Raw genomic sequence first — 21,947 nt, 5'->3', positions numbered from 1 at the left:
CAGGATGGCTTGCTCAATCGGCGTTTAGAAAATAAGCCGAAGGGATAGAAGAATACAGGAGCCGTATACGAGGCCCGTACGTACGGTTCTGTGAGAGGGATGAGGCAAAAGCCTCACCCTACTCGATTGTTTTATTTAACGCGTGAGTTAATACTTTAAATACGTTAACAGAGTAGGGTGTGTATTTATAATTAATATTTTGGGTATGCTTGTTTAGGCTACACGAATATAATGCGAGATAACCGTATAAAAATAATAACCCTTCTGCTTTGCTTATTTAGAGCAAGGCATCATTAAATAAATATTGAGATTTAAACCATGGCACCAGGAACCAGCCTAAGCGTACTTGAAATAAGTGCGATATTTTTATCAATTACCGCGTTACTCACCTATGTAAACCATCGCTTTATTGGCTTGCCGACAACCATTGGCGTTATGGTTATTTCGATGCTTTTATCTATCGGCGCTATATTTTTGGGCTTTTTAGGGTTTGATGATCTTATAGATTACGAAGTGAGCTTGCTCGATCAGTTAGATTTTACTGAAGTTTTGCTTGATGGCATGCTTTCTATGCTGCTTTTTGCTGGGGCGCTGCATGTAAATGTTAGCGATTTAAGGCGCTATAAATTGCCAATAGGTATTTTGGCCTGCGTTGGTACGTTGCTATCTACGGTTATTATTGCTGGTGCGCTTTATTTAGTACTTCCTTTGCTTGGTTTTGATTTAGCGTTTATTTGGTGTTTACTGTTTGGCGCATTAATTTCGCCAACTGATCCGATTGCGGTAATGGGAATTTTACAATCTGCGGGGGCGCCTAAAAGTATTGAAACCGTGATTGCGGGTGAATCGTTGTTTAACGATGGTATTGGCGTGGTTATTTTTGTGCTTTTATTGGGTGTTTTATCAAGTGGTGATATTCCTACAACTTATTATGTAGCGCACACGCTGGCGGTTGAAGCGGGTGGTGGTATTGTTTTTGGTTTGGTATTAGGTGGTATTTTATATTACTTACTTAAAAGTATTGATAGTTACCAAGAAGAAGTACTACTTACTTTAGCGGGCGTTATTGGTGGTTATGCACTTGCAAGCCATTGGCATTTGTCGGGCCCACTTGCAATGGTAATGATGGGGCTAATGGTGGGCAATCATGGTCGCAGTATGGCTATGAGCGACAAAACACGCCATTACGTTGATTTATTTTGGGAGCTGATTGACGAAATTTTAAATGCCATTTTATTTGTACTCATAGGGCTTGAAGTCGTCATGATTGCATTTTCGAGTAATTTGTTTATTGCTGGTGGCTTAACAATTTTAATAGCGTTAATGGCACGTTTAATTGTTGTGGGTATAACAACCACTACATTTAATAAGCAATTAGAGTTGCCATCTGGTGCGTGGAAAGTTTTAACCTGGGGTGGCTTGCGCGGTGGTATTTCGGTTGCATTGGTATTGCAATTACCTGATGGGAACGAGCGCGATATTTTGTTGGCTCTTACTTATGCGGTTGTGGTGTTTTCTATTTTAATTCAGGGTTTGAGTATTGGTAAAGTAGCCAAAACTATCCGTTAAATATAAATCGGTTAGATCAAACCTGTTAAATATAATTCTTTAAAAAGCGTGTGAAATAGCTGCATTTCACACGCTTTTTATTTTTCTTATAAAACAAAAGGGCAATTAAAACGTAAAGCTGAGCTGCACACCGCTGTAAATATGTTCTTGTGCTTCCCAGTAGTCGCCATCTATTTGGCGCGCACGGGTAAATACTTCTATTTTAAATGGCTTAAAGTGATAACCCGCACCTATACCTGCGTAACCGTCTATGTCGTTGTTCGATTTTTCTATTTGGTAGGTGTTATCGCCTCTATCGTTTTTAAAGGCGAGTTCGAACAGATCTAAGCCAAGCTCGGCGTATATAAAAAAGTCATTAAAATAACCAAGCTTCATGCCGTTGTCCCACGTTATAAATTCTTCTTGCTCGCCTTGTTTATTATTGATTACTGCCGCGCCAATTGCGCTGGTAAAAACAACACCAAAGTTACTGTAATTTTGCTTAACCATCATTTCTACACCTGCAGATGTAATGCTGCTATCGCCATTAAATTCTGATTTTATAAACATACCGGTGTTAGGCATGTCATTACCGAGCAAAAGCCTTGCGTTAGCATTTTGGCTAAATGATAAAAGCGTGCTTAATAAAGCAAAAAGAGGAAGTATGTGTTTCAAAAAAGTTAACCCATTAATGATGAAAAGTTACCAGAGCTGTAATTATAAATACATGACTTAGTATTGCATGTAATTAAATGTATAAATTTGTTTGATTGTTATTCAGCTATGCCAAAGCAAGGTGTTTAAAATAAAACCAACTAAAAATAAGCATAAATAATTATATACATTTTAAAACGTAAAGTAGCGATTTTAGGCACGATTATTAGTTCGTAAGTTATTTAAATATATAGAAAAAACTTAAACGTATTAGACTAAGGTCTATAGGTTAATTTTTCTCACTTATTAGGTTTGTTTTAATCGTTTGTCGGGGTTGTGGTAATTCTCTAAAGTTCAGTTGTCGGCAACAAGCACGGCTTAACTAATCAGGAATATGACCATGAAACTTACACTTATCAAAACTATCGCTCTTAGCTCACTATTAACATGTTCAGCTGCTGCAATGGCTGATCAAAGTGATTACAAATTAATGGTTATTGAAACTGCAACAGCGCCACAGCCACTTGAGCAATCATTTAATAGCTGCGCACTGAATGTTAAGTCAAAAAACTACGCTGAGGCTGAAGCAATTTGTACTAAAGCAATCGCACTTTTAAAAGACGCAGATGGCCCTAAATTTAAAGTACGCCAACTTACGTCATTCGCATTAAGCAACCGTGGTGTTGCACGTTTAAAAGCGCATAACGATACAGCTGCACTTGCTGATTTATACGAAGCATCAAAATTGTCTAACAGCTCAATGGTATCGCACAACTTAACTCGCGCTAAAGAAGAATTATCTCTATAAGGTCTTTTATAAAGTGCTTACTAAAGCATAATATAAAATAGCGAGAGTAAAAAAGCCGATGTTGGATTAAACCCCAACATCGGCTTTTTCGTGTTTATTAACTTTGTATTTTGCTATTAAAAAATAAAAAACTGTATTTTTATATATATTGTTTAGTTGTTTTCATGGATTTTAACTAATTGTAATTACTAAGTATTTTTACAGGTGTTAGACTAAAGTCTATAGGTTAGATTTATTCACTTATTAGGTTTGTTTTTATCGTTTGTGGTAAAGCAAAAGATGCAGAGTATGGGTTTGAAAATGCATGGTACCGCGATAAAGTTATTTTTGCAGGCGCTGAACTTATTTATGAGCAAGTAAAGCTTCATAATACAGACGAACTCGACAAAATTGACGTTATTTTGTCTCGATTGGATTCAACAGATACGCCTTGGGGCGAAGAATCGTTAAATGGAAAATTAACAGTTAGAGACGATGTTTACATTAACGCCGATCGTACTTACCGATGCTCTAGCATTGAGAATGTTAGTTTTGAGCAAAGCAATGTGCTTTATGGCGTTGCTAATACTAGCCCATCGGTTAACTTTCCTACAGCAGATGAATGCGTTAGTGCTAATTTAGATACACCGTTCGAGCGAGGTTTTAGCATTAGCTATACTGAGTCAGGATCGTTTTACCAAACTGACTTTGCCTTTAGAGAGGAAAATGCCGACTTTCAAACATTATCTGATTGGGTAAATGTTAAAGACAAAGCTGCTGACTTAGAAACTCAAGATTTAGTGACCGTACTCGCTGCTATGCCCTATGAGTTTGATGACGAAACATCTATTGATGCTAGCTTTTGGCGTAAATACAAAACCACAGACAACGTACGTATTATTAAAACAATTGAAGGGCAATGGTTTAGAGATACCCGCCGAGAAGATGGAACAATGCTGCATGAATGCAGTGAAAATGGTGTTGATTGGGTGCAATGCGAATAATGTAAAAAGCACTTTAATTAATATTAGCTTAGTGCCAGTCAGTTAATAACTGACTGGCACTTTTTGTTTGAAAAAGCTTACTTTTATGTGCGGTTATAACTGTATACCTGATGAACTTTATTTTTAATCTGTTTTTTACTCGGGTTTACTGTAAAATTACTGGGTTAACATTTGTTAAGTAATACTTACAATTGTTATTGCTCATTAAGTATTTAAACTAATTTAAGTAAAGCTTATGATTTTTTATATTATAGGGTTAAGTTTACTTGTTATTATTTTATGCGTTGCACTTTATGTAATTTACAGCAACGTACATAAAAGTCGGGTAAGAAAATCCAAGGAATACAACGTACTGTTTGATAAAGACACGATAGTTGATGAACTAATCACTCAACTAACAGAAAAAAATCAAACACAAGAAAACCAAGATAAAACAGCTAAAGGTAAAGAAGAAATCCTTGCAACATTTGTTGAGTTACATCGCTCTGGTAGCTTTTGCGCACATTTGAGTGAACAGGAAATTATTTACTTTGTTAAAAAGAAATTAAACATGGAGAGTAATAAAAATGGATAGCGAAAAAGCAGTCCCAGCAGTAAAAAATGACTCATTTATGAGTCGATTTGGTCGTCGTAATGTAATTATAGTGTCATCAATTATTGTTGTATTGGTAGTGATAGCAACCCTTACATCGCAAGTTGTTTCGTGGAATGAAGCAGATGAGCGTTTAGTACATCAATCGGCTTTTACAGGTAACTTAACCGTAATAAATCAAGCAGGCCCTTACTTAAAAGCGTTTGGTAGTACATCCGCTTATAAAAAAGTAATTTCGATTAACTTTACGGGCGATGCCGGTGCAACAGCAAGTGCAATTGTGCCGTTAATTCCGATTCGATTTTTAGATACCACAACAGGTGGCGCACGAGGTGTTTCTCGTTTTAGATTGCCAGGCAATGTACCTGCAGCAGAGTCGGGTGCTCTACGTGGTTTACTTAAAATACACGAAGAGTTTGGTTCACAAGAAACATTAATATCTAATTTATTAATGCGTGCAACCACCGAAAATGTAAAAGCGTCGGCGCGAATGATGTCGGTAGAGCAACATTACTCTGGTGGTAATGGTCAATTAAGCCAAGATTTTGCTGATCAATTAACCAACGGTATTTTTGTTACTGAACAAATTATTAGTACGGGTGAGCGCGATAAATCTGACGACTTAGGTAATTTAAGTAAACAGCAACGTGTCACTATTAATATTAAAATGGATGATGAGGGTAATACACTGCGTAACGCACCTATTTTAGGCGCTTACGGTATTACAGTAGTAGATGCCAGCATTATTGATATTGACTACGAAAGCAAAGTAAATGCTCGCCTTGAAGCCCAAAAGCAAGCTGCTGCTGATGAAGCGCTAGCGCGTCAAAACCTTAAAAAAGCAGAGCAACAAGCGCGTACTGAAGTGGCTTTAGGTGAACAAGCAATTGCTAAGCAGCGTGCTGAATCTGAAAAGCTAAAAATAAAAGAGCAAATTGATGCTGAACGGATTAAGGCAAATGCCATTATTTCTGCACAGCAACGAGTGGCTGTAAAAGCGGAGCTTGCAAAAGAGCAAGAAGAGATTCTAAAGCAACAACGTTTAGAAGCATTAGGTATGGACGTTTTAGCTGAGGCTCGTTTAAGAGCTAAGTCTGCTGCACTTGATCCAAAGTATGTATTTGATGAAACACTAAAAGCAGAAGTTAAAATTCAAAGCGCTTTATTTACAAGCTTAGGTAATAGCCGTTTAGTGCCTGAAATTGTAATAGGCGCAGGCCAAGGCGAGCAAAGTAATGGCTCTGAATTCATGCGTTTATTAGCCGCCGATGCTGCATTAAGTCTTAAAAAGCGTTTAGAAAAAGAGAAAAAATAAACGATTAGTTAAGTATTGCACAAACAATAAAACGTTGGCTGATTCGCATTGGCCAGCGTTTTTTATTGCGTAAATTTTGTTATTGTATGGTGCGGCTTAGCTTGTGAAAACAAGCTTTTTAAATTATGAAATAAAAGAGTGAGCAGTACTTATGGACCCCAGTAATCAGTTTATTTTAGATTTAGGACAAGAGCATATTACCATCCAGCGACGATATGAAGCGCTGGGAGCGTTTAACGATTTTTTGATTGCTGTTTGGTTTTTAATTGGCAGTTTTTTCTTTTTAAATGACTCACTAATAGAAAGTGGCACATGGCTGTTTATAGCGGGCAGTGCTCAATTGCTTATAAAACCTATTTTGAAATTGATCAGCTTAGTACATGTTAGTCGGGTATTTCATTCAAATAAAACTTCATAAATAAAGCACCATAAATACGACTCATGATGAGTTCAGTTATTATGGCTAATAATTTACCAGTATAAGTTATTTAAATATCAAGGATAGAAAAAGTGAAAGTACTTAAGTGGATTGCAATTGGAATAGCTACTTTATTAATTATAGGCTTACTAATTCCCGAAAAAAATAATGATTCCGGTACAAGGTGCCACAAGTAAAGATTGGAACCATAACACGTTTTGGTACGAGCCTTGGGGTAGGTCGGGTGTGCACAAAGGAATTGATATTTTTGGCACAAAAAATACTCCCGTAGTTGCCTCAACAAGCGGTATTGTTATATTTGCAGGTGAGTTAACTCGTGGTGGTAAGGTGGTTGCGGTGCTTGGGCCTAAATGGCGCGTGCATTATTTTGCACATTTAAATAACTACTCGGTAAGTACAGGTGATGTAGTAAGCATAAACAGTCAAATTGGCTTACTGGGCGATACCGGAAATGCCGCAGGAAAACAGCCTCATGTGCATTATTCTATTTTATCGTTAGTGCCCATGCCGTGGCTTTTTACAACGCAAAACCAAGGGTGGAAAAAGATGTTTTTTTTGAGCCCACATAAAAAACTCACTGCTAAATAATAGTTTTAGCTGTTAAATCAAGATGTTTAACAGCTAGAATTAGTTAATAAGCAAGCGTGTATTTAAGCTAAAAATTAGCCTGCAACAGGTGTTTTACCCGCGCGAATATTTTTAATGCTTTTAATAAACATATAAATACAGGTCGTGATTAAACAGCCTGCTAAATAAAACACAATACCATTGGGTGCATCAGATAAATTTGCAGCAAGCATAGGACCAAATACCGAACCAATACTGTAACTCAAAAGCATTACCTCAGTTGCCGATACTATTTTTGCCATTGGCAATGAGTCGCACGCAAGTGTTATAGCAATCGGGTAAAGTGCAAAGCTGCATGCGCCTAGTATTAAGTAGCTTACTATTAATCCTGCTAAAGTGTTTGCTTGTAGTATACCCACAGCACCGGCTGCGCCTGCTAAACAAAACATACCCATCAATAAGCTTTTTTCAAGCCGAGTAGATAAGTAACTCACAAGCGGCTGCACGACCATGCCGCCTAAAATAATAACCGCCATAAGTGTTCCAGTGTACTGAGCTTGATCAGCTTGTGCTGCAATATAAACCGGCATTAAGCCGTAAATAGGGCCCAGTAATAAGCCCGATGCTAAGCATCCGAGCATAGCTGGGTGGCTTAATGTTTTTATTTCTTTTAGTGGTAGTTTTTCAAGGTGCTGTTTTTCGGGCTGACCTTTAGTTATTAATAAAGGCGCCAAAATAGCTAAAAAAAATAATGAGGCTACAAATAAATAAGGCGTTGAACCTTCGGTGCCAAGCGGCCCTATAGCAAGTTGACCTACGGCGCTGCCCCCATAAAGTGAGGTCATGTATAAACCCAAACGTTTAGCCCGCGACTTTGCTGTATTGGTCATTAATAACCAAGACTCAACAACGACAAACACACCGGCAACAGCAACACCTGCTACAAACCTTGCAATTAACCAGTTAACGGTATTTGGCAGTGCAAGTTGTGCAAGCACACTTACAATTAATAAGCTTAAAAATAATATAAATGCGAATCGATGACCAATTTTTACCACAATGCGCTCTATTGTGGTGGCGCCAATAAGTAAGCCAAAGTAAAAAATGCTCGCAAGCCAAGGCGCTAGGTTTTCATCAAGTTTAAATGCAGGTAACGACAGCGGAATAAGGCTCATTAAAAAGCCTGATGCAATAGCAAAAAATGACAGCCCGATAACGGGTGCTAAAGGGTTGTTAGAGGTGCTTGTGGCGGCTGATTCGGCCATGTGTGTTTATCGACTCATCAAGGTAAATAACCACTGCTTTAGAGTTTGAGAGGTTACTTTAATAATAAAATTTGCGCGAATTTAGAGCCAAATTAAAAATAAGTAAAGTGATATTTTATTAAACAATATAAATAAACTTTAAAACGATCTTTTTGGTAAATTATCGGATCTATTATACTTTTTATTGTAGTGTTTTTATGTAGATATTGTTTTATATTTGTGAGCATTTATGTCTGAATAGGTTTTTTGTAATGCAAGCAGACAGGCACATGTCGCATGCTGCACGTCACTTTTTAAAGTTTGCGCAGCAGCACGTAGAGCAATATTTGGATACGCAGTGGGTGCGTAACGAGTTACATAATTTAGATTTAAACTAGATTTAAACTAGATTTAAACTAGGTTTAAAGTTAATTAATATCCGGTGTTGAGTCTCTTAAAATAAGCTTTGGCTGAAACACGTGCTTTACTGTTATGCCGCTTTTTTTATAAATGTCTTTAAGTACTAAGTTAGCCGCAGCTCGGCCCATTTCGGGAACTGGGTTATCTATTGTAGTCAGCGTTGGGTAGAGGTAATTGGTAAAAATTACGTTATCGAACCCAATAATGGCTAAATCTTTTGGTAGGTTAAAACCGTGTTCGCGGGCGTATTTCATAGCGCCCGATGCCATTTCGTCATTGGCACATACAAGGGCGGTTATTTGCGCTTTATTTTGAATAAAATGCCTTAAGCCGTCGCTGCCGCCGGTTTCTTTAAAGTCGCCTATGTAAAATAGGTTTTCGTCAAAGGTTAGATTGTATTCTGCTAGGGCTTTTTTGTGGCCTTTTAAACGATTTGACGCGTCTTCTTTAAACTGCGGGCCTGCTATGTACGCAATGTTTTTATGACCTTTGTTGATCATAGCTTTAGTGGCTAAGTAGCCGCCCATTACGTTGTCGAGGCTAATGCAGTTTTCTTCAATTTCTTTAACGTAGCGGCTCATTAAGTAAATAGGGGTTTTGCCTTTACTTAACTCAATTAGATACTCGTTTGATACCGCTTCTACGTGGGCAATAATAGCGTCGCAATTACGGCCTATTAAAAACTCAAAGCCGCTTTTTTCTTTTTTCTCGTCACTGTGCCCAGGGGTAATAATAACGTGTTTACCCGCAATACGAAGGTGCTCTTCAATGGCTGACATCATTTGACCAAAAAACGGACCATCCAACTCAGAAACTAAAATACCGACGCTGTTTGTAGTGCTAGACGCCAAAGAGCGAGCAATAGAACTTGGCTGATAGCCTAGCTCTTTCATTGCTTCTAATACCTTTTTTTTAGTTTTTTTGCTTACGTAGTCGTTGTCGTTAAGTACCCTTGAAACAGTTGATAAAGACACGCCTGCCATTTCTGATACTTGATAAATTGTCGCCATTGATGTCCTAGCTTATATGTATTTTTACTCGCACTTTATAAAAAATATAAAGTGCGAAGGGCCATTAAAAGTTAATTTACACATTACTGCGTCTAATTGCTAAGTCTTCTGTTATTTTTTGCGTCATCGCTGAGGTTAGTGGATAAATAAGCATCAATGCGGCGCCTAAAAAAGCAAATGCGGCAGGTATCCAGCTCATAAGTAGCTGCATGCCAGGTAAGGCTTGTGTAATTGTTAGCTCATCCATACCGTTATAGCCGTAGCCTGCAAGTACCACCAATACTAATGCACCGGCAAAACCACCACCGGTTTTTTGCACAAATGTACCCGCTGAATAAATTAAGCCTGTAGCGCGGCGTTTGTTTTTCCACTCTGAATAATCGGCTGAATCACCAAGCATACTAAAAAATAATGTTGGCATCATCGCGGCAAAAAATTCAGCAGCGCAACCAAAGGTAAATACAGCAACCAGGTTATCGCTAGGCACCCAGTAAAATGCAGTAGTGAGTATGCCGCTTAGCATTAATGATGCAATAAATAGGTTTCGTTTACCCATAATTTCGGCCAGTTTACCTGTGGCAAGTGCGCCAAATATAGATACAACCAATAAAGCGATAAAGTATTGCCCAGCCATGAGTTCATTGGCTACGTGATACTTAAAGTAGTACGCAATTACACCGTATTTTATGCCATTAAACATCATGGTTAAAAAACCAATGCCGAGTAACACCAACCAAGGTTTGTTGGTCAGAAGATCAACCATGTCGCGCTGTGATCCCGTTAAGCTTTGCTTATCTTTACTGAGCAATTTTTTAATAACGAATGTCATTGCAGCCATAACAAGGGCAAAAAATACGCCGCTGTATAAATCGCGGTAATAAAAAAACAGGGTGGTAGCAAGCAAAGGTAGGATTATAAATGGCAGGCTTTTGGTTAAATCAAATAACTCTGATTTTAAATTCCCTTCATTTGAGGCATGCGGTGTTACACGCTCTTTGGTGGTCGCAAACGTTATAATCATTAAAATAATAAGTAAGCTGGCAAATAAGTACATAGTAAGCTGATAGCCTTTGGTGTTGTCGCCGCCACCAAAAAATGCCACTAGCTCAGGTAAAAAACCCATAACCAATAAGCCACCAGTAAACGCACCTGCAAACCTAAAACCAGAGAGTTTTGTACGCTCTGTATCGTCTGGTGTCATTACGCCCATAAGTGCCGAGTAGGGCACGTTACTTACGGTGTAAGCAAGCGTTAAACCTATGTAAGTTACGTAAGCATAAATAAGTTTATTGGTGGTGCTAAAGTCGGGTGTAGTAAAACACAACACCATAAACAAGCCCAAAAACGGTGCCGAGTAGAGTATCCACGGGCGAAATTTACCAAAGCGCGACTGCGTTCTATCGGCAATCATACCCATAATAATATCGGTTACGCCATCTGATAGCCTTACCACCAAAAACAACATGGCAGCGGCGGCTGCCGATATGCCAAATGTATCGGTGTAAAACACCGCTAAATAAGCAAGCGCGCCGCGCCATACTAAGTTAGCGCCGGCATCGCCCATGGCGTAACCGACTTTTTCGTATAAAGGGAGTTTGTTCACAGTGTGTGTTCTTATTGTTATAAGCCGATAAATTATCGGCTAGTTATTAGGTTACTGTACGCTTTACCGCTGGCTTTAACAGTTCGTTTTTGTGTGTTGTAGTCTACGTGTACTATTCCAAAACGTTTTAAATATCCTTCAGCCCATTCAAAGTTATCCATTAGGCTCCACGCAAAGTAACCATCTACTTTTACGCCTTGCTCGGTTGCGTTATGCAGGGCATTTAAATGCTCGTGGTAATATTCAATACGGTCGTTATCTTTTACTTCACCGTCTTTAAATTCGTCAGCCATGGCTGCGCCGTTTTCGGTAATATAAATAGGTGGTAGGGTGTATTTTTCGTTTAACAATACAAGTAATTCTGTAAGCGCTTTAGGGTAAATTTCCCAGCCTATATCAGTCATTGGTGCTTTATGTGGCAGCTCATGGTAAAAGTCGGAATCGCTTGCTTGATAATGCATGCGGGTATAAAAGTTAACCCCTAGGTAATCTAGCGGTTGAGCAATTATTTCCATGTCGCCATCTAAAATATCAGGGTGGTGGGCTTTAGGTAATTGCTTAATAATATCAGGGTATTTACCTTGCATTACAGGCTGCATGTACCATTGGTTTATATAGTCATCAGCAAATGCAGTGGCTTTTAAATCGTCTTCACTTTGGGTAACTGAGTAACAAGGCGTAAAGTTAAGTACAATACCGTTTAGCGTATTTGGGCTATTTTTAGCAAGTACTTGCATAGCTAAACCGTGACCCAGTAATAAGTGGTGCGCGGCTTTACGACCAAATTCACGACCTACAATGCCAGGCGCATGTACGCCAATTTCGTAACCTAAATAAGAGCTGCAAAACGGTTCATTTAAGGTGGCGTAAGAGTGCACACGTTCCCCAAAAGCTTTTGTAATTAAATCTGTGTAATGCGCAAACTCGTAAGCGGTGTTACGGTTTAGCCAACCGCCTTCATCTTCAATATGTTGTGGTAAATCCCAGTGATACAGCGTTACAAAAGCTTTAATGTTACGACGTTTTAATTCATCTAAAATGTCGGTATAAAACTTAACGCCTGTCGGGTTTAAGTGACCGCTTTTAGTCATTACGCGCGGCCACGAAATCGAAAGTCTATAAGCGTCCACACCTAATGATTCAATTAAGTTTATATCTTCTTTCCAGCGAGTGTAGTGCTCGCAGGCTACATCGCCATTTGAATTATCGACTATTTTGCCTTCTTTACTGCAAAAGGTATCCCAAATACATGGCAAGCGATCAGCTGCGCCGCCTTCAATTTGAAATGAGGCCGTAGCTACACCATAAGTAAAATTTTTGGCTAAAAGTGGTGAGCCACTAGGTAAAGATAATTGTTTCATTAAGAGAAAACCTCTGCTTCTTTTTTGGTAAAGTTTGCTTTGTATAGAGCGTATATTAAATTCATTATTGGAAGCGCTTCCATATTTAATTTGATTAATCACTAAGTATGGTATTTAATAACTTTAAGGAAGCGCTTCCATATTTAGGTTAGTGGCTATTGTTAAACAGGTCAATAGTTAAATTTAAATAACAAATGGGCGCTCACAAAATCACACTGACACAACACAGGGCTATAAATATGAAAAAAAGCTTAAACACTAACAGGTTACACATGCTCCCCATTTTAATAGGAGGACTGTGCGTTTTAAGTGGGTGTAATAAACAAGAGATTAACGCAAATAATAGCCAAGGCGCCGTAGCCAAAAAGGCTGAGCATGAGCAAGGTGATTTATCACTTTGGCCAACGCTTAAAAGCAAGGTAGTGAAAACGCCCGAAATTGAAAATACAATTGCACAGTATTTAAAAACAATGACGCTTGAGCAAAAAGTAGCGCAAATGATCCAACCTGAAATTCGCGATATTAGTGTTGAAGATATGCGCAAATACGGTTTTGGTTCGTATTTAAATGGCGGTGGCTCGTTCCCAAATGCTAATAAGCATGCAACGCCTGCAGATTGGATAACACTTGCTGAGAGTATGTATCAAGCATCGGTTGATGACTCAATTGATGGCAGTAAAATTCCAACTATGTGGGGCACTGATGCGGTACATGGTCATAATAATGTGATTGGCGCGACATTATTTCCGCACAATATTGGTTTAGGTGCTGCTAATAACCCCGCATTAATTGAGCAAATTGCAGCAGCTACGGCAGTAGAAGTAATGGCAACAGGCATAGATTGGGTATTTGCACCAACAGTTGCTGTAGTGCGCGACGACCGATGGGGCAGAACGTACGAAGGCTACTCAGAAGACCCTGCAATTGTACGTGAATATTCAGCCGCAATTGTAAACGGATTGCAAGGCAGAGCCGATGAAGACTTTTTAAGTGATAAACGCGTAATTAGTACCGTTAAGCACTTTTTAGGCGATGGCGGCACAGTAGATGGTGACGATCAAGGCGATAACATTGATAGCGAAGAGGTGTTATATAATATTCATGCGCAAGGTTATATAGGTGGCTTAACCGCAGGTAGTCAGTCGGTTATGGCATCGTTTAATAGCTGGAATGGTAAAAAAAATCACGGCAATAAATACTTACTTACCGATGTATTAAAAACAAAAATGGGTTTTGATGGCTTTGTTGTAGGAGATTGGAACGGACACGGACAAGTTGCAGGCTGTACAAATGAAAGTTGCCCGCAGGCTGTTAATGCGGGGCTTGATATTTTTATGGTGCCAACGGGTGCTTGGAAACCACTTTATGAAAATACAATTAAACAAGTAAAAGCGGGCACAATAACAATGGCGCGAATAGATGACGCCGTAGCACGTATTTTACGCGTTAAATTACGTGCAGGTTTATTTGATAAACCAAGTCCCGCAAATCGAAAATATTCAGGTAAATTAGAACTAATAGGTGCGCCAGCACATCGCGATATTGCCCGCCAAGCGGTACAAGAGTCGCTAGTACTGCTTAAAAACAACAACCATTTATTACCGCTTAACCCATCAAGCAACATACTTATAGCAGGCGATGCGGCCGATAACATAGGCAAGCAATCGGGCGGTTGGAGTATTACGTGGCAGGGAACTAATAATCAAAATGCAGATTTTCCCGGAGCAACGTCTATTTATGCGGGGCTAAAAACGCAAATAGAAGCTGCTGGCGGTAACGCTATTTTAAGCCCAGCGGGTGAGTTTAATACAAAACCCGATGTAGCCATTGTTGTATTTGGTGAAGAACCATACGCAGAGGGACATGGCGATAAAGACAACCTTGAGTTTGAACGTAACAATAAACGCTCTCTTAAAATATTAAAAACATTAAAGCAGCAAGGTATTGCGGTGGTGTCGGTGTTTATATCAGGCAGACCAATGTGGATTAACAGCGAGCTAAACGCGTCAGACGCATTTGTAGCAGCATGGCTTCCTGGCACTGAAGGGCAAGGCATTGCTGATGTTTTATTATCGGATGCAAATGGGAAGATACAGTATGACTTTAAAGGTAAATTGTCGTTCTCGTGGCCTAAATCGCCACTACAAACCGCAGTAAATAAGGGCGATGCTGATTACTCGCCATTATTACCCTATGGCTTTGGCTTAACGTATAAAGATGAAAGTACGCTTAGCAATAATCTAAATGAAGACTCAGGTGTTGATATTAGTAACCTTGCGCCACTGTCTATATTTAATGGCAGCTTTAAAACACCGTGGCGTTTGTTTTTAAATTCAAACAGCGAGCAGCACCAAGTAGCAAGTAACAGTGTAAAGCTTGGTAGCATTACTTATCGCACTGAAGACAAAGCGATTCAAGAAGATGCGATGCAATTTAATTTTGATGGCACTGCAGCCAGCTACATCGAAATTAATAGTAACTTTACCGAAGACAAAGTGGCCTACATTGAAGCAAATTCCGCCCTTAGCTTTAGCTATAAAGTAAACCAAATACCTAGCTCGCAAGCATACCTTGCAATGAAGTGCGAACAAGGCTGTGGCGGCGAGCTTGATATTACCCGTGATCTTGAAAATGCTGATTTAAATACATGGCAAACCATGAGTATAGATTTAACGTGTTTTGCTAAGAAGGGCGTTGATTTTGCCAGAGTAACCAGCCCTTTTATTATTAAAACGGCAGGAGAGCTTAGCGTTTCAGTTGCAGATATTAGCTTTGAACCACAAGGCGCTAAAAGCGCTGTGGTTAAGTGTGAATAATAAAACGTAAAAGTTGTTGTGTGTACCCAAAGCTCTTAGTAATAAGGGCTTTTTTTATGCTGGGCAATACTGCTTTAAAAACTCATGATGAGGCGGTAATTGGCTTACGCGTTGCTCTATTTGTTGCTTAATACCGTGTAAAAAACGGGTGAGTTCTTCATCGCTCATCATGCTGGCTATTAAGTGATGTTGATTAGGCTCAATACCTTGACCAAGCATAACTTGCACCCACGAGTCGACTCTAAAAATGTCGCCATCATCTAAAAATACACGGCCGGTTTGTTTAAACAAATCAATTTTATGCTGAAGTGTTTTTGGCACTTCCATGGCGCTACAATGTTGCCAAAACTCACTGTCATCGCGATTAGTTACTTTGTAGTGCAGCACAATAAAGTCGCGAATATTTTCAATTTCGCTTTTAAGTTGTTTGTTGTATTCGTCAATGGCGTGATTGGTAATGACATTAAACGGAAATAAACGCATAAAGCGAATAATACCCGACATTATTAAGTGAATGCTGGTGGACTCAAGTGGCTCAACAAAACCGCTAGCAAGGCCAAGCGCTAAGCAGTTTTTGTTCCAGCCTTTTAAGCGGCGCCCTGTTTTAAATTTAATTATACGGGGCTCTGTAAGCGCCTCGCCTTCAATGTTATTTAATAATAGCGCTTTGGCTTGTTCGTCATCCATATATTGGCTGCAATAAACTAATCCGTTGCCGACACGGTTTTGCAGTGGTATACGCCATTGCCAACCGCTTTTATGGGCAATAGAGCGGGTAAGTGGCAATACGGTATCGCTGGTTGATTTTGTTTGCACCGCAATGGCGCTGTTACACGGTAGTAAATGCGACCAGTCTTCGTAGCCAGTATGTAATGCTTGCTCTATTAATAAGCCTCTAAAGCCGGTGCAATCAATAAAGAAGTCGCCGTTAATGTGCTCGCCATTATTTAAAATCAATGATTCTATATGGCCCGTTTTAGTGTTTTTTACTACTTTTTGTATCCTACCTTCAATGCGTTTTACACCTAATGGCTCTGAAAATCCACGTAAAAACTGTGCGTAACGCGTGGCATCCATATGGTAGGCATAGTTAATAGGGTTTTGCTGATTAAACGCAAACTTACCGGCTTTAGCCGCTTGCAGCTCGTAGCAGTAATCGCCAAATGGGTTGTTTATTCCTAAAGTTTTACCTTGCAGCCAAAAGTGATGAAATTCACCCGCCCAACATTCTTTGCCCGTTGCGCCAAATGAGTGAATATAATGCGTGTTTTCATCGCCCCAGTTTTCAAAGCTAATACCTAATTTAAAGCTTGCTTGAGTGGCTTTCATAAATGCTTGCTCGTTTATACCCAGCAATTTATGAAATGTACGAATAGGCGGAATTGTTGCTTCACCAACACCTACAGTGCCAATATCGTCAGATTCAACAAGGGTTATGTTTATATTGTTACCAACTAGTTTAGCAAGTGCTGCTGCGGCCATCCAACCTGCAGTGCCGCCTCCAGCAATTACTACGTTTTTAACAGCATTTTTTTTAGTCATTATGTGGCTGCCCATTGTTTGATAAAAGATGATTTAAAAGCGCGCGATTACTTGGCAGTCCATTTAAGCACTGCGCTATTTTTTCGCGATTTTGCTGATAATAGTAATCCCCAGCACGTGGGTCGTTAAATGTATTTTGTGCAGATACTGTTTGTGTATTAAAGCCCATGCCATATAAAACGTATTGATAACTGCTTGATGAAAACACTTCTTCGTTTTCAATAAAATCAAAGCGGCTAGGGGGCTGAAATTGCCAAAGTTTAAGTAAGTTTTGCACGCGTTCGGGCGCGGTATTTAAACTACTAATATTTTGCCAATAGGGAGTGTCGTCGCGCTCGCTTAGCACATAATGAAGTTTTAAAAACTCAATAACGCGTTGCCAACGAGTGCTAAAACGCTCATTAAATCGTATGGCAAGTTGGCTTATGTGTGTGCGGTTTTGCGGTAGTTGCTCGCTTATCATGCTAATTGAAAGTTCAACCATAGCAAGTGCTGACGCTTCAAGTGGCTCTAAAAAGCCAGCAGACATACCCACGGCAACACAGTTTTTAATCCAAAATTTTTGCCTGTAACCAGGGCTGAATTTTAATACACGGTAGTTAAGTTGCTCAGCTTGTTGCCCACTGGTACTTTTAGCTATGTAGCTTTTTAGAGTATTTGTGGCGCTTTCATCACTTTGATATTTACTACTAAATACATAACCTGTACCACGGCGCGTTGGTAGGGCTATATCCCAAATCCAGCCGTAGCTCTGCGCTGTAGATAGCGTAGCAGAGGCAATTGGTTGATTGATGTGTGCATTAGGTATTTGCGCAGCGACAGCGCTGTTATTAAATAAAATATGATCTTGCGCTATGAACTCACTATTAAAATGCTCACCAATTAAACGAGCACGAGAGCCTGAGCAATCTATAAATAAATCACCTGTTATATCGCGATTATTATTTGTTTTTAATGAAGCAATGTAGCCATGTTCATCGTTAATAACCTCGGCTACATCGTCAATAATATGTGTAACGTTTAGGTTTTTAACGCAGTGATTTTTTAAAAACTCAGCAAATTTACCCGCATCTAAATGATAGCCATAGTTGGTGACCGCTGCATATTCGGGAGTTTGTAATTGCTTTGGTGCAAGTGCTGCTTGGCATACAAAGCTTTGCATATTAACAACGTCGGCAAATTTTTGATCCGGTGCAATACGTTGCCAACTGGCGTGTAAATTAGTGTGCTCGTAGCCTTGTGGATTCATAAAAGGGTGGTAGTAGTTTTCTCCCTCGCTGAGGTTACGCCAATTTATAAATTTAGAACCTTGCTTAAATGATGCGTCGCATTGGGTTATAAAATCACTTTCTTTAATACCAATGCGCTGTAGGGTGTTGCGCATTGACGGCCACGTGCCTTCGCCCACACCCAATATAGGCACATTTGCCGACTCCACTAACGTTACATTAAGGTGCGGGTGTTCAGCGGCTAATAAGCCTGCGCTTAGCCAGCCGGCAGTACGACCACCTAAAACGACTATTTTTGTTATTGGTTTGGTCATGAGTTAACACCCTAAAGTTGATAACAATTAAACTAGCATTAATACTGTTTTAAATACAAAAAAGCCGCTAGTAAAAACTAACGGCTTTACTTTGTATTACCTTTAGAAGTTGTAACGCATACCAATATTGTAACGTGCACCTAGCTGTTGTAGGTTCCACAATTGTGCTGACGTACGGCCATGTTCGCGGCTGTTTTGTTCAGTAATGTTAAGGCCTTCAACAAAAAACGATAGTTGTTCGCTGTAGTTGTACGCAACATTAAAGTCGATTTGATAATATTCTTCAGTAAAGCCTGGCTCGTTTACGTATCGAGCTGCGCTATTTAAAAACTTATCACGCCAGTTGTAAGCAATACGTGCTTGAAAATCATCGTTTTCGTACATTGCTATAAAGTTAGCTGTATCGCTTAAACCCACTAATGCAAATTGTGTAGTAGTAGGGTCAGCGTTTACATCAAAGTCTATGTCGCCATTAACAGTGGTGTAGTTTGCTTGCACACCAAAGCCGCTTTCACCAAAAAAGTGCTGAAAGGCAATTTCGAAACCATCAATAGTGGCATTTTTATTGTTGGTAGGTACTTGCGCTGTAAATTCTAGTAATGGGTCGTCGCTGTTAGCAATTACATCGTAAGCGGCTTCAAACTCTTCGTAGGTCATAGAGTCAAAGTCAACGCCATTTTCTGTTGCGGCAACCATTTGAAATAAGTTTGAATCGGTTAGAGCAAGTCCGCGAGATTCTAGCTCAGCAATGGCAGCTTGTGCGCGAGGACCCGCTGTTGCATCGCGTAATCCGTAGTAGTTTTGTGTCATTGGTGTTAAACCAATAAAGTTTTCGATGTCTTTAGTGTAATAACCTACAGACACATAACTTGTTTCTGCAAAGTACCATTCAGCCGATACATCAATATTGTCTGATTCAAGCGGCACTAAACCAGGGTTACCCGTTGACGCTGTAGCCGGTGAAGAACCCGCTAAAAGAGTAGGGGCACCCGGTACACCAACAGTCGCTGCTGAACTTAAGTTGTCGTAAGTTGGGCGAGCAATTGTCGTGCTATAAGAAAAACGCGCTTTTACGTTTTCGATTACTTCAATGTCAAAGTCAAAGCTTGGTAAAAAGTGATCGTAGCTAGATTTAAGCGTGAAATCTTCTTTAGCTGAGCCAAAACGAACATTAAAGTCGTTATTACCTTCCCACGCTACTGCGTTAGGTAAATCGATATTAGCCGTTGAGGTAATGTCGGTAGACTCTTGGCGCGCGCCAATAACAATGTTGTATGGCATATCGCCAATGTAACCATTGTAAGTAAATTGCACAAACGCTGCGGTTATATCTTCTTCAATGGTGCGGTTAGTTGCAAATGCGCCATCGGCTGCAAAGTTAAATCCGTATTCTTCACCTGCCCAGTAACCAATTTGCGATGCGCTGCCGGTATAACCTTGGTTGTACGAACCCGATGTATCGTAGTCGTCAAACTCAGCTAAAAAGTTTGTTGGGTTTAGGTAGCCATCAGGTAGTTCGCCTGGGTTTTCTATACCCCAGTTACCCATTGTATTACGTGTAAGTGATTGCAGTGAATGGCTTTCCATAGAGCGAGACTCTATACCAAAGTCAATTGCGCCGTTTTCAATTTCGTATTTACCATGGATTCTAAATTCTGTGATTTCAGACTCTTGGCGAGCAAAGTTAGAATCTAAAATAGACGTACCCACATCAGAGGCATCTAACGTGTTATTACAATTTAGGTTGTCTCGGCGGCAATCATCAAAATCGATACTCATTGATGGCAGTTCGTGGCTAAAATCAACTTCTTGTGCGTTAACCACGTTTGCGCCCAAGCCTGCGTTTACCCAGCTGCCGTAAGGTGCATCTGGTTTGCTAGTGGCTTTTGAATTGTGCGCATCAAACATAAAACTCAATTCTGAATTGAAATAGTATTCAACGTTTAAGCCAATAGAGTCGTTTTGATTAACTTGGTTTAGCTCTTGAAACGCTAAGCCTAAATCGCGTGTTTGCTGATCGCGACGTTCTTCTCGGTAATAAATAGGGGTTTTTACCGTGTTATCGTCAAACGTTAGCGCGCTTTTGTAGTTATCCATCCATATTGATTGCTCAGCACGGGCTTCGAATAAATCTTGCTTAGAATACGTGTAATCAAGCGTGGCTGTTAAATCGTCAATTGGGCTGTATTGCAGCGTTAATTGCGCGTTTGTACGCGTACGTTCTCTGTCGGCAATGGTGTAGCGCAAATCTGATGGCATTGAATAAAGCTGACCAACAGCGGGTGCATTAGTTAAAACAATATCGTCTGCTGCTTGTGGGATTGTGCCGTCAAAAGCAGATGTATTCCATTGATTTACAAACGCACCTGTTGATGAGCTATCGCGCTGTTGCATGCTTGCAGTTAACGAGGCACCAAATTTAGCTTCACTGTCGGTCCAGCTAATTAAGCCCGAAAGCTCAGGTGTTATGTCATCACCAACGCGGTTTGTTGAGTCGTGTAAAGCTTTTACGCCAATGCTTGAAACAAAGCCTGGGTTATCAAGTGGGCGAGCGGTATTAATATTAATTGTTGCGCCAATACCACCTGATGCAATGCTTGCTTTACCAGTTTTATATACTTCAACCGATTTAACGCTATCAGACGCTAAGTTTGCAAAATCAAATGCACGAGAGCTGGGTGTACCACCGCCTGCAGGCAAAGATGCCGCCGGCATTGTACGCCCGTTTAGGGTTACCATATTGTAGTCGGGGCCAAAACCACGAACCGTTACTTTAGAGCCTTCACCATTTGAGCGATCAATCGACACACCCGTAATACGCTGTAGCGACTCGGCTAAGTTGGTATCTGGGAATTTACCAATATCTTCAGCTGATATAGCATCTACAACACCGGCGGCGTCGCGTTTTAAACGAGTCGACTCTTTAATACTGCTTTTAAAACCAGTAACTTGGATTACTTCAACATCTGTATTTGCTTCTTGTGCATATACAGGCAAAGAGATTGATGCACCTAAAATCAGAGATAGGCTGGTCGCTATCTTTGTTTTTCTTACAATATGGTTGGACATTCGGTTTCCCTCGCGCTTTTATCATTATTATTAACAGCTTGTATGGGGCTGTTATTGTGTAGTTATAAACATTGTCAAATGTGTGGAAGCGCTTCCAGAAAGATCTGTTTAACTAGAATTTGTGGAAGCGCTTCCAGAAATGCTAGTTTATATTTTGAATAGGGTCAACTGTTGTTTTAATAAAATGAGACTAAATTGTTTTTAAAATGTATGTTTTTTGGATTTAATTTTATTTAAATTATAAATTACAATTGGTTATAAAAAGCCGTTTGAAATAGTGCTGTAACAACATTTTATTATAAGAAAACCAATTATTGATTAATTTAGTTATTTACACACTTTTATAAGGTGTTTAAATCAGCTTTTAATACTAGCTAAAATTAATAAATCGGCCGTTGGTCACTCAACAAAAAATAGGTACATTTGCTAACTT

15 protein-coding genes and 2 pseudogenes are annotated in these 21,947 nt (G+C 39.7%); 9 read left to right on the top strand and 8 right to left on the bottom strand.

Annotated elements, in window-relative coordinates:
- Positions 1–318: 318 nt before the first annotated feature.
- Complete coding sequence (locus QL998_RS14465; protein ID WP_002963249.1) at positions 319–1,569, top strand: sodium:proton antiporter; 1,251 nt, start codon at positions 319–321, stop codon at positions 1,567–1,569.
- A gap of 105 nt (positions 1,570–1,674) precedes the next feature.
- On the opposite strand, the gene QL998_RS14460 is transcribed toward QL998_RS14465, so the two are convergent.
- Complete coding sequence (locus tag QL998_RS14460; protein WP_182197997.1) at positions 1,675–2,223, bottom strand: hypothetical protein; 549 nt, start codon at positions 2,221–2,223, stop codon at positions 1,675–1,677.
- A 379-nt stretch (positions 2,224–2,602) separates the two neighbouring features.
- On the opposite strand from QL998_RS14460, the gene QL998_RS14455 reads away from it, so the two are divergent.
- The 6 genes and pseudogenes from QL998_RS14455 (at position 2,603) to QL998_RS14430 (ending at position 6,927) form a co-directional block, all read left to right on the top strand.
- On the top strand, positions 2,603–3,010 hold the full coding sequence (locus tag QL998_RS14455) for a hypothetical protein (protein WP_182197206.1): 408 nt from the start codon (positions 2,603–2,605) through the stop codon (positions 3,008–3,010).
- Between the two features lie 401 nt (positions 3,011–3,411).
- Complete coding sequence (locus tag QL998_RS14450; protein ID WP_290192943.1) at positions 3,412–3,993, top strand: hypothetical protein; 582 nt, start codon at positions 3,412–3,414, stop codon at positions 3,991–3,993.
- Positions 3,994–4,228: 235 nt separating this feature from the next.
- A complete protein-coding gene (locus QL998_RS14445; RefSeq protein WP_024595217.1) occupies positions 4,229–4,567 on the top strand; it encodes a hypothetical protein in 339 nt (112 codons plus the stop codon).
- Positions 4,560–5,900 carry an SPFH domain-containing protein gene (locus QL998_RS14440; RefSeq protein WP_290192942.1) on the top strand — a complete coding sequence of 447 codons (1,341 nt, stop codon included), beginning with the start codon at positions 4,560–4,562 and terminating at the stop codon, positions 5,898–5,900. The genes QL998_RS14445 and QL998_RS14440 overlap by 8 nt, the downstream gene beginning before the upstream one ends.
- A gap of 151 nt (positions 5,901–6,051) precedes the next feature.
- Positions 6,052–6,318, top strand: coding sequence for a YrhK family protein (locus QL998_RS14435; RefSeq protein WP_165742813.1), 267 nt, complete (start codon positions 6,052–6,054; stop codon positions 6,316–6,318).
- Positions 6,319–6,410: 92 nt separating this feature from the next.
- Positions 6,411–6,927 (top strand): annotated as a pseudogene (locus tag QL998_RS14430) (M23 family metallopeptidase).
- 74 nt (positions 6,928–7,001) lie between these two features.
- Here the strand turns inward: QL998_RS14430 and QL998_RS14425 are convergent.
- Entirely contained in the window at positions 7,002–8,171 is a 1,170-nt protein-coding gene (locus QL998_RS14425; RefSeq protein WP_290192941.1) for an MFS transporter, read from the bottom strand.
- A 224-nt stretch (positions 8,172–8,395) separates the two neighbouring features.
- Between QL998_RS14425 and QL998_RS14420 the strand changes: the two are divergent.
- Positions 8,396–8,548: pseudogene (locus tag QL998_RS14420) on the top strand (LysR family transcriptional regulator); the annotation flags it as partial.
- 30 nt (positions 8,549–8,578) lie between these two features.
- Here the strand turns inward: QL998_RS14420 and QL998_RS14415 are convergent.
- The 3 genes from QL998_RS14415 to QL998_RS14405 form a co-directional block, all read right to left on the bottom strand.
- Positions 8,579–9,580 (bottom strand): LacI family DNA-binding transcriptional regulator, encoded by a 1,002-nt coding sequence (locus tag QL998_RS14415; RefSeq protein ID WP_002961833.1) that lies wholly within the window; start codon positions 9,578–9,580, stop codon positions 8,579–8,581.
- Positions 9,581–9,656: 76 nt separating this feature from the next.
- Positions 9,657–11,183: an MFS transporter gene (locus tag QL998_RS14410; RefSeq protein ID WP_165742816.1), complete on the bottom strand. Its 1,527-nt coding sequence runs from the start codon at positions 11,181–11,183 to the stop codon at positions 9,657–9,659.
- A gap of 32 nt (positions 11,184–11,215) precedes the next feature.
- On the bottom strand, positions 11,216–12,544 hold the full coding sequence (locus QL998_RS14405; RefSeq protein WP_290192940.1) for a GH1 family beta-glucosidase: 1,329 nt from the start codon (positions 12,542–12,544) through the stop codon (positions 11,216–11,218).
- 239 nt (positions 12,545–12,783) lie between these two features.
- Between QL998_RS14405 and QL998_RS14400 the strand changes: the two genes are divergently transcribed.
- Positions 12,784–15,360: a glycoside hydrolase family 3 N-terminal domain-containing protein gene (locus QL998_RS14400; RefSeq protein ID WP_290192939.1), complete on the top strand. Its 2,577-nt coding sequence runs from the start codon at positions 12,784–12,786 to the stop codon at positions 15,358–15,360.
- Between the two features lie 54 nt (positions 15,361–15,414).
- Here the strand turns inward: QL998_RS14400 and QL998_RS14395 are convergent, their stop codons facing one another.
- From QL998_RS14395 to QL998_RS14385, 3 genes are all read right to left on the bottom strand, one after another.
- Entirely contained in the window at positions 15,415–16,902 is a 1,488-nt protein-coding gene (locus QL998_RS14395) for a tryptophan halogenase family protein (RefSeq protein WP_290192938.1), read from the bottom strand.
- A complete protein-coding gene (locus QL998_RS14390) occupies positions 16,895–18,445 on the bottom strand; it encodes a tryptophan halogenase family protein (RefSeq protein ID WP_290192937.1) in 1,551 nt (516 codons plus the stop codon). The genes QL998_RS14395 and QL998_RS14390 overlap by 8 nt, the downstream gene beginning before the upstream one ends.
- Before the next feature lie 102 nt (positions 18,446–18,547).
- Positions 18,548–21,514 (bottom strand): TonB-dependent receptor, encoded by a 2,967-nt coding sequence (locus tag QL998_RS14385; protein WP_290192936.1) that lies wholly within the window; start codon positions 21,512–21,514, stop codon positions 18,548–18,550.
- Between the last annotated feature and the right edge of the window lie 433 nt (positions 21,515–21,947).

It is taken from the genome of Pseudoalteromonas sp. APC 3691 (genome assembly GCF_030408135.1).
GTDB lineage: Bacteria > Pseudomonadota > Gammaproteobacteria > Enterobacterales > Alteromonadaceae > Pseudoalteromonas.
This window is presented reverse-complemented; position numbering and strand designations above follow the sequence as displayed.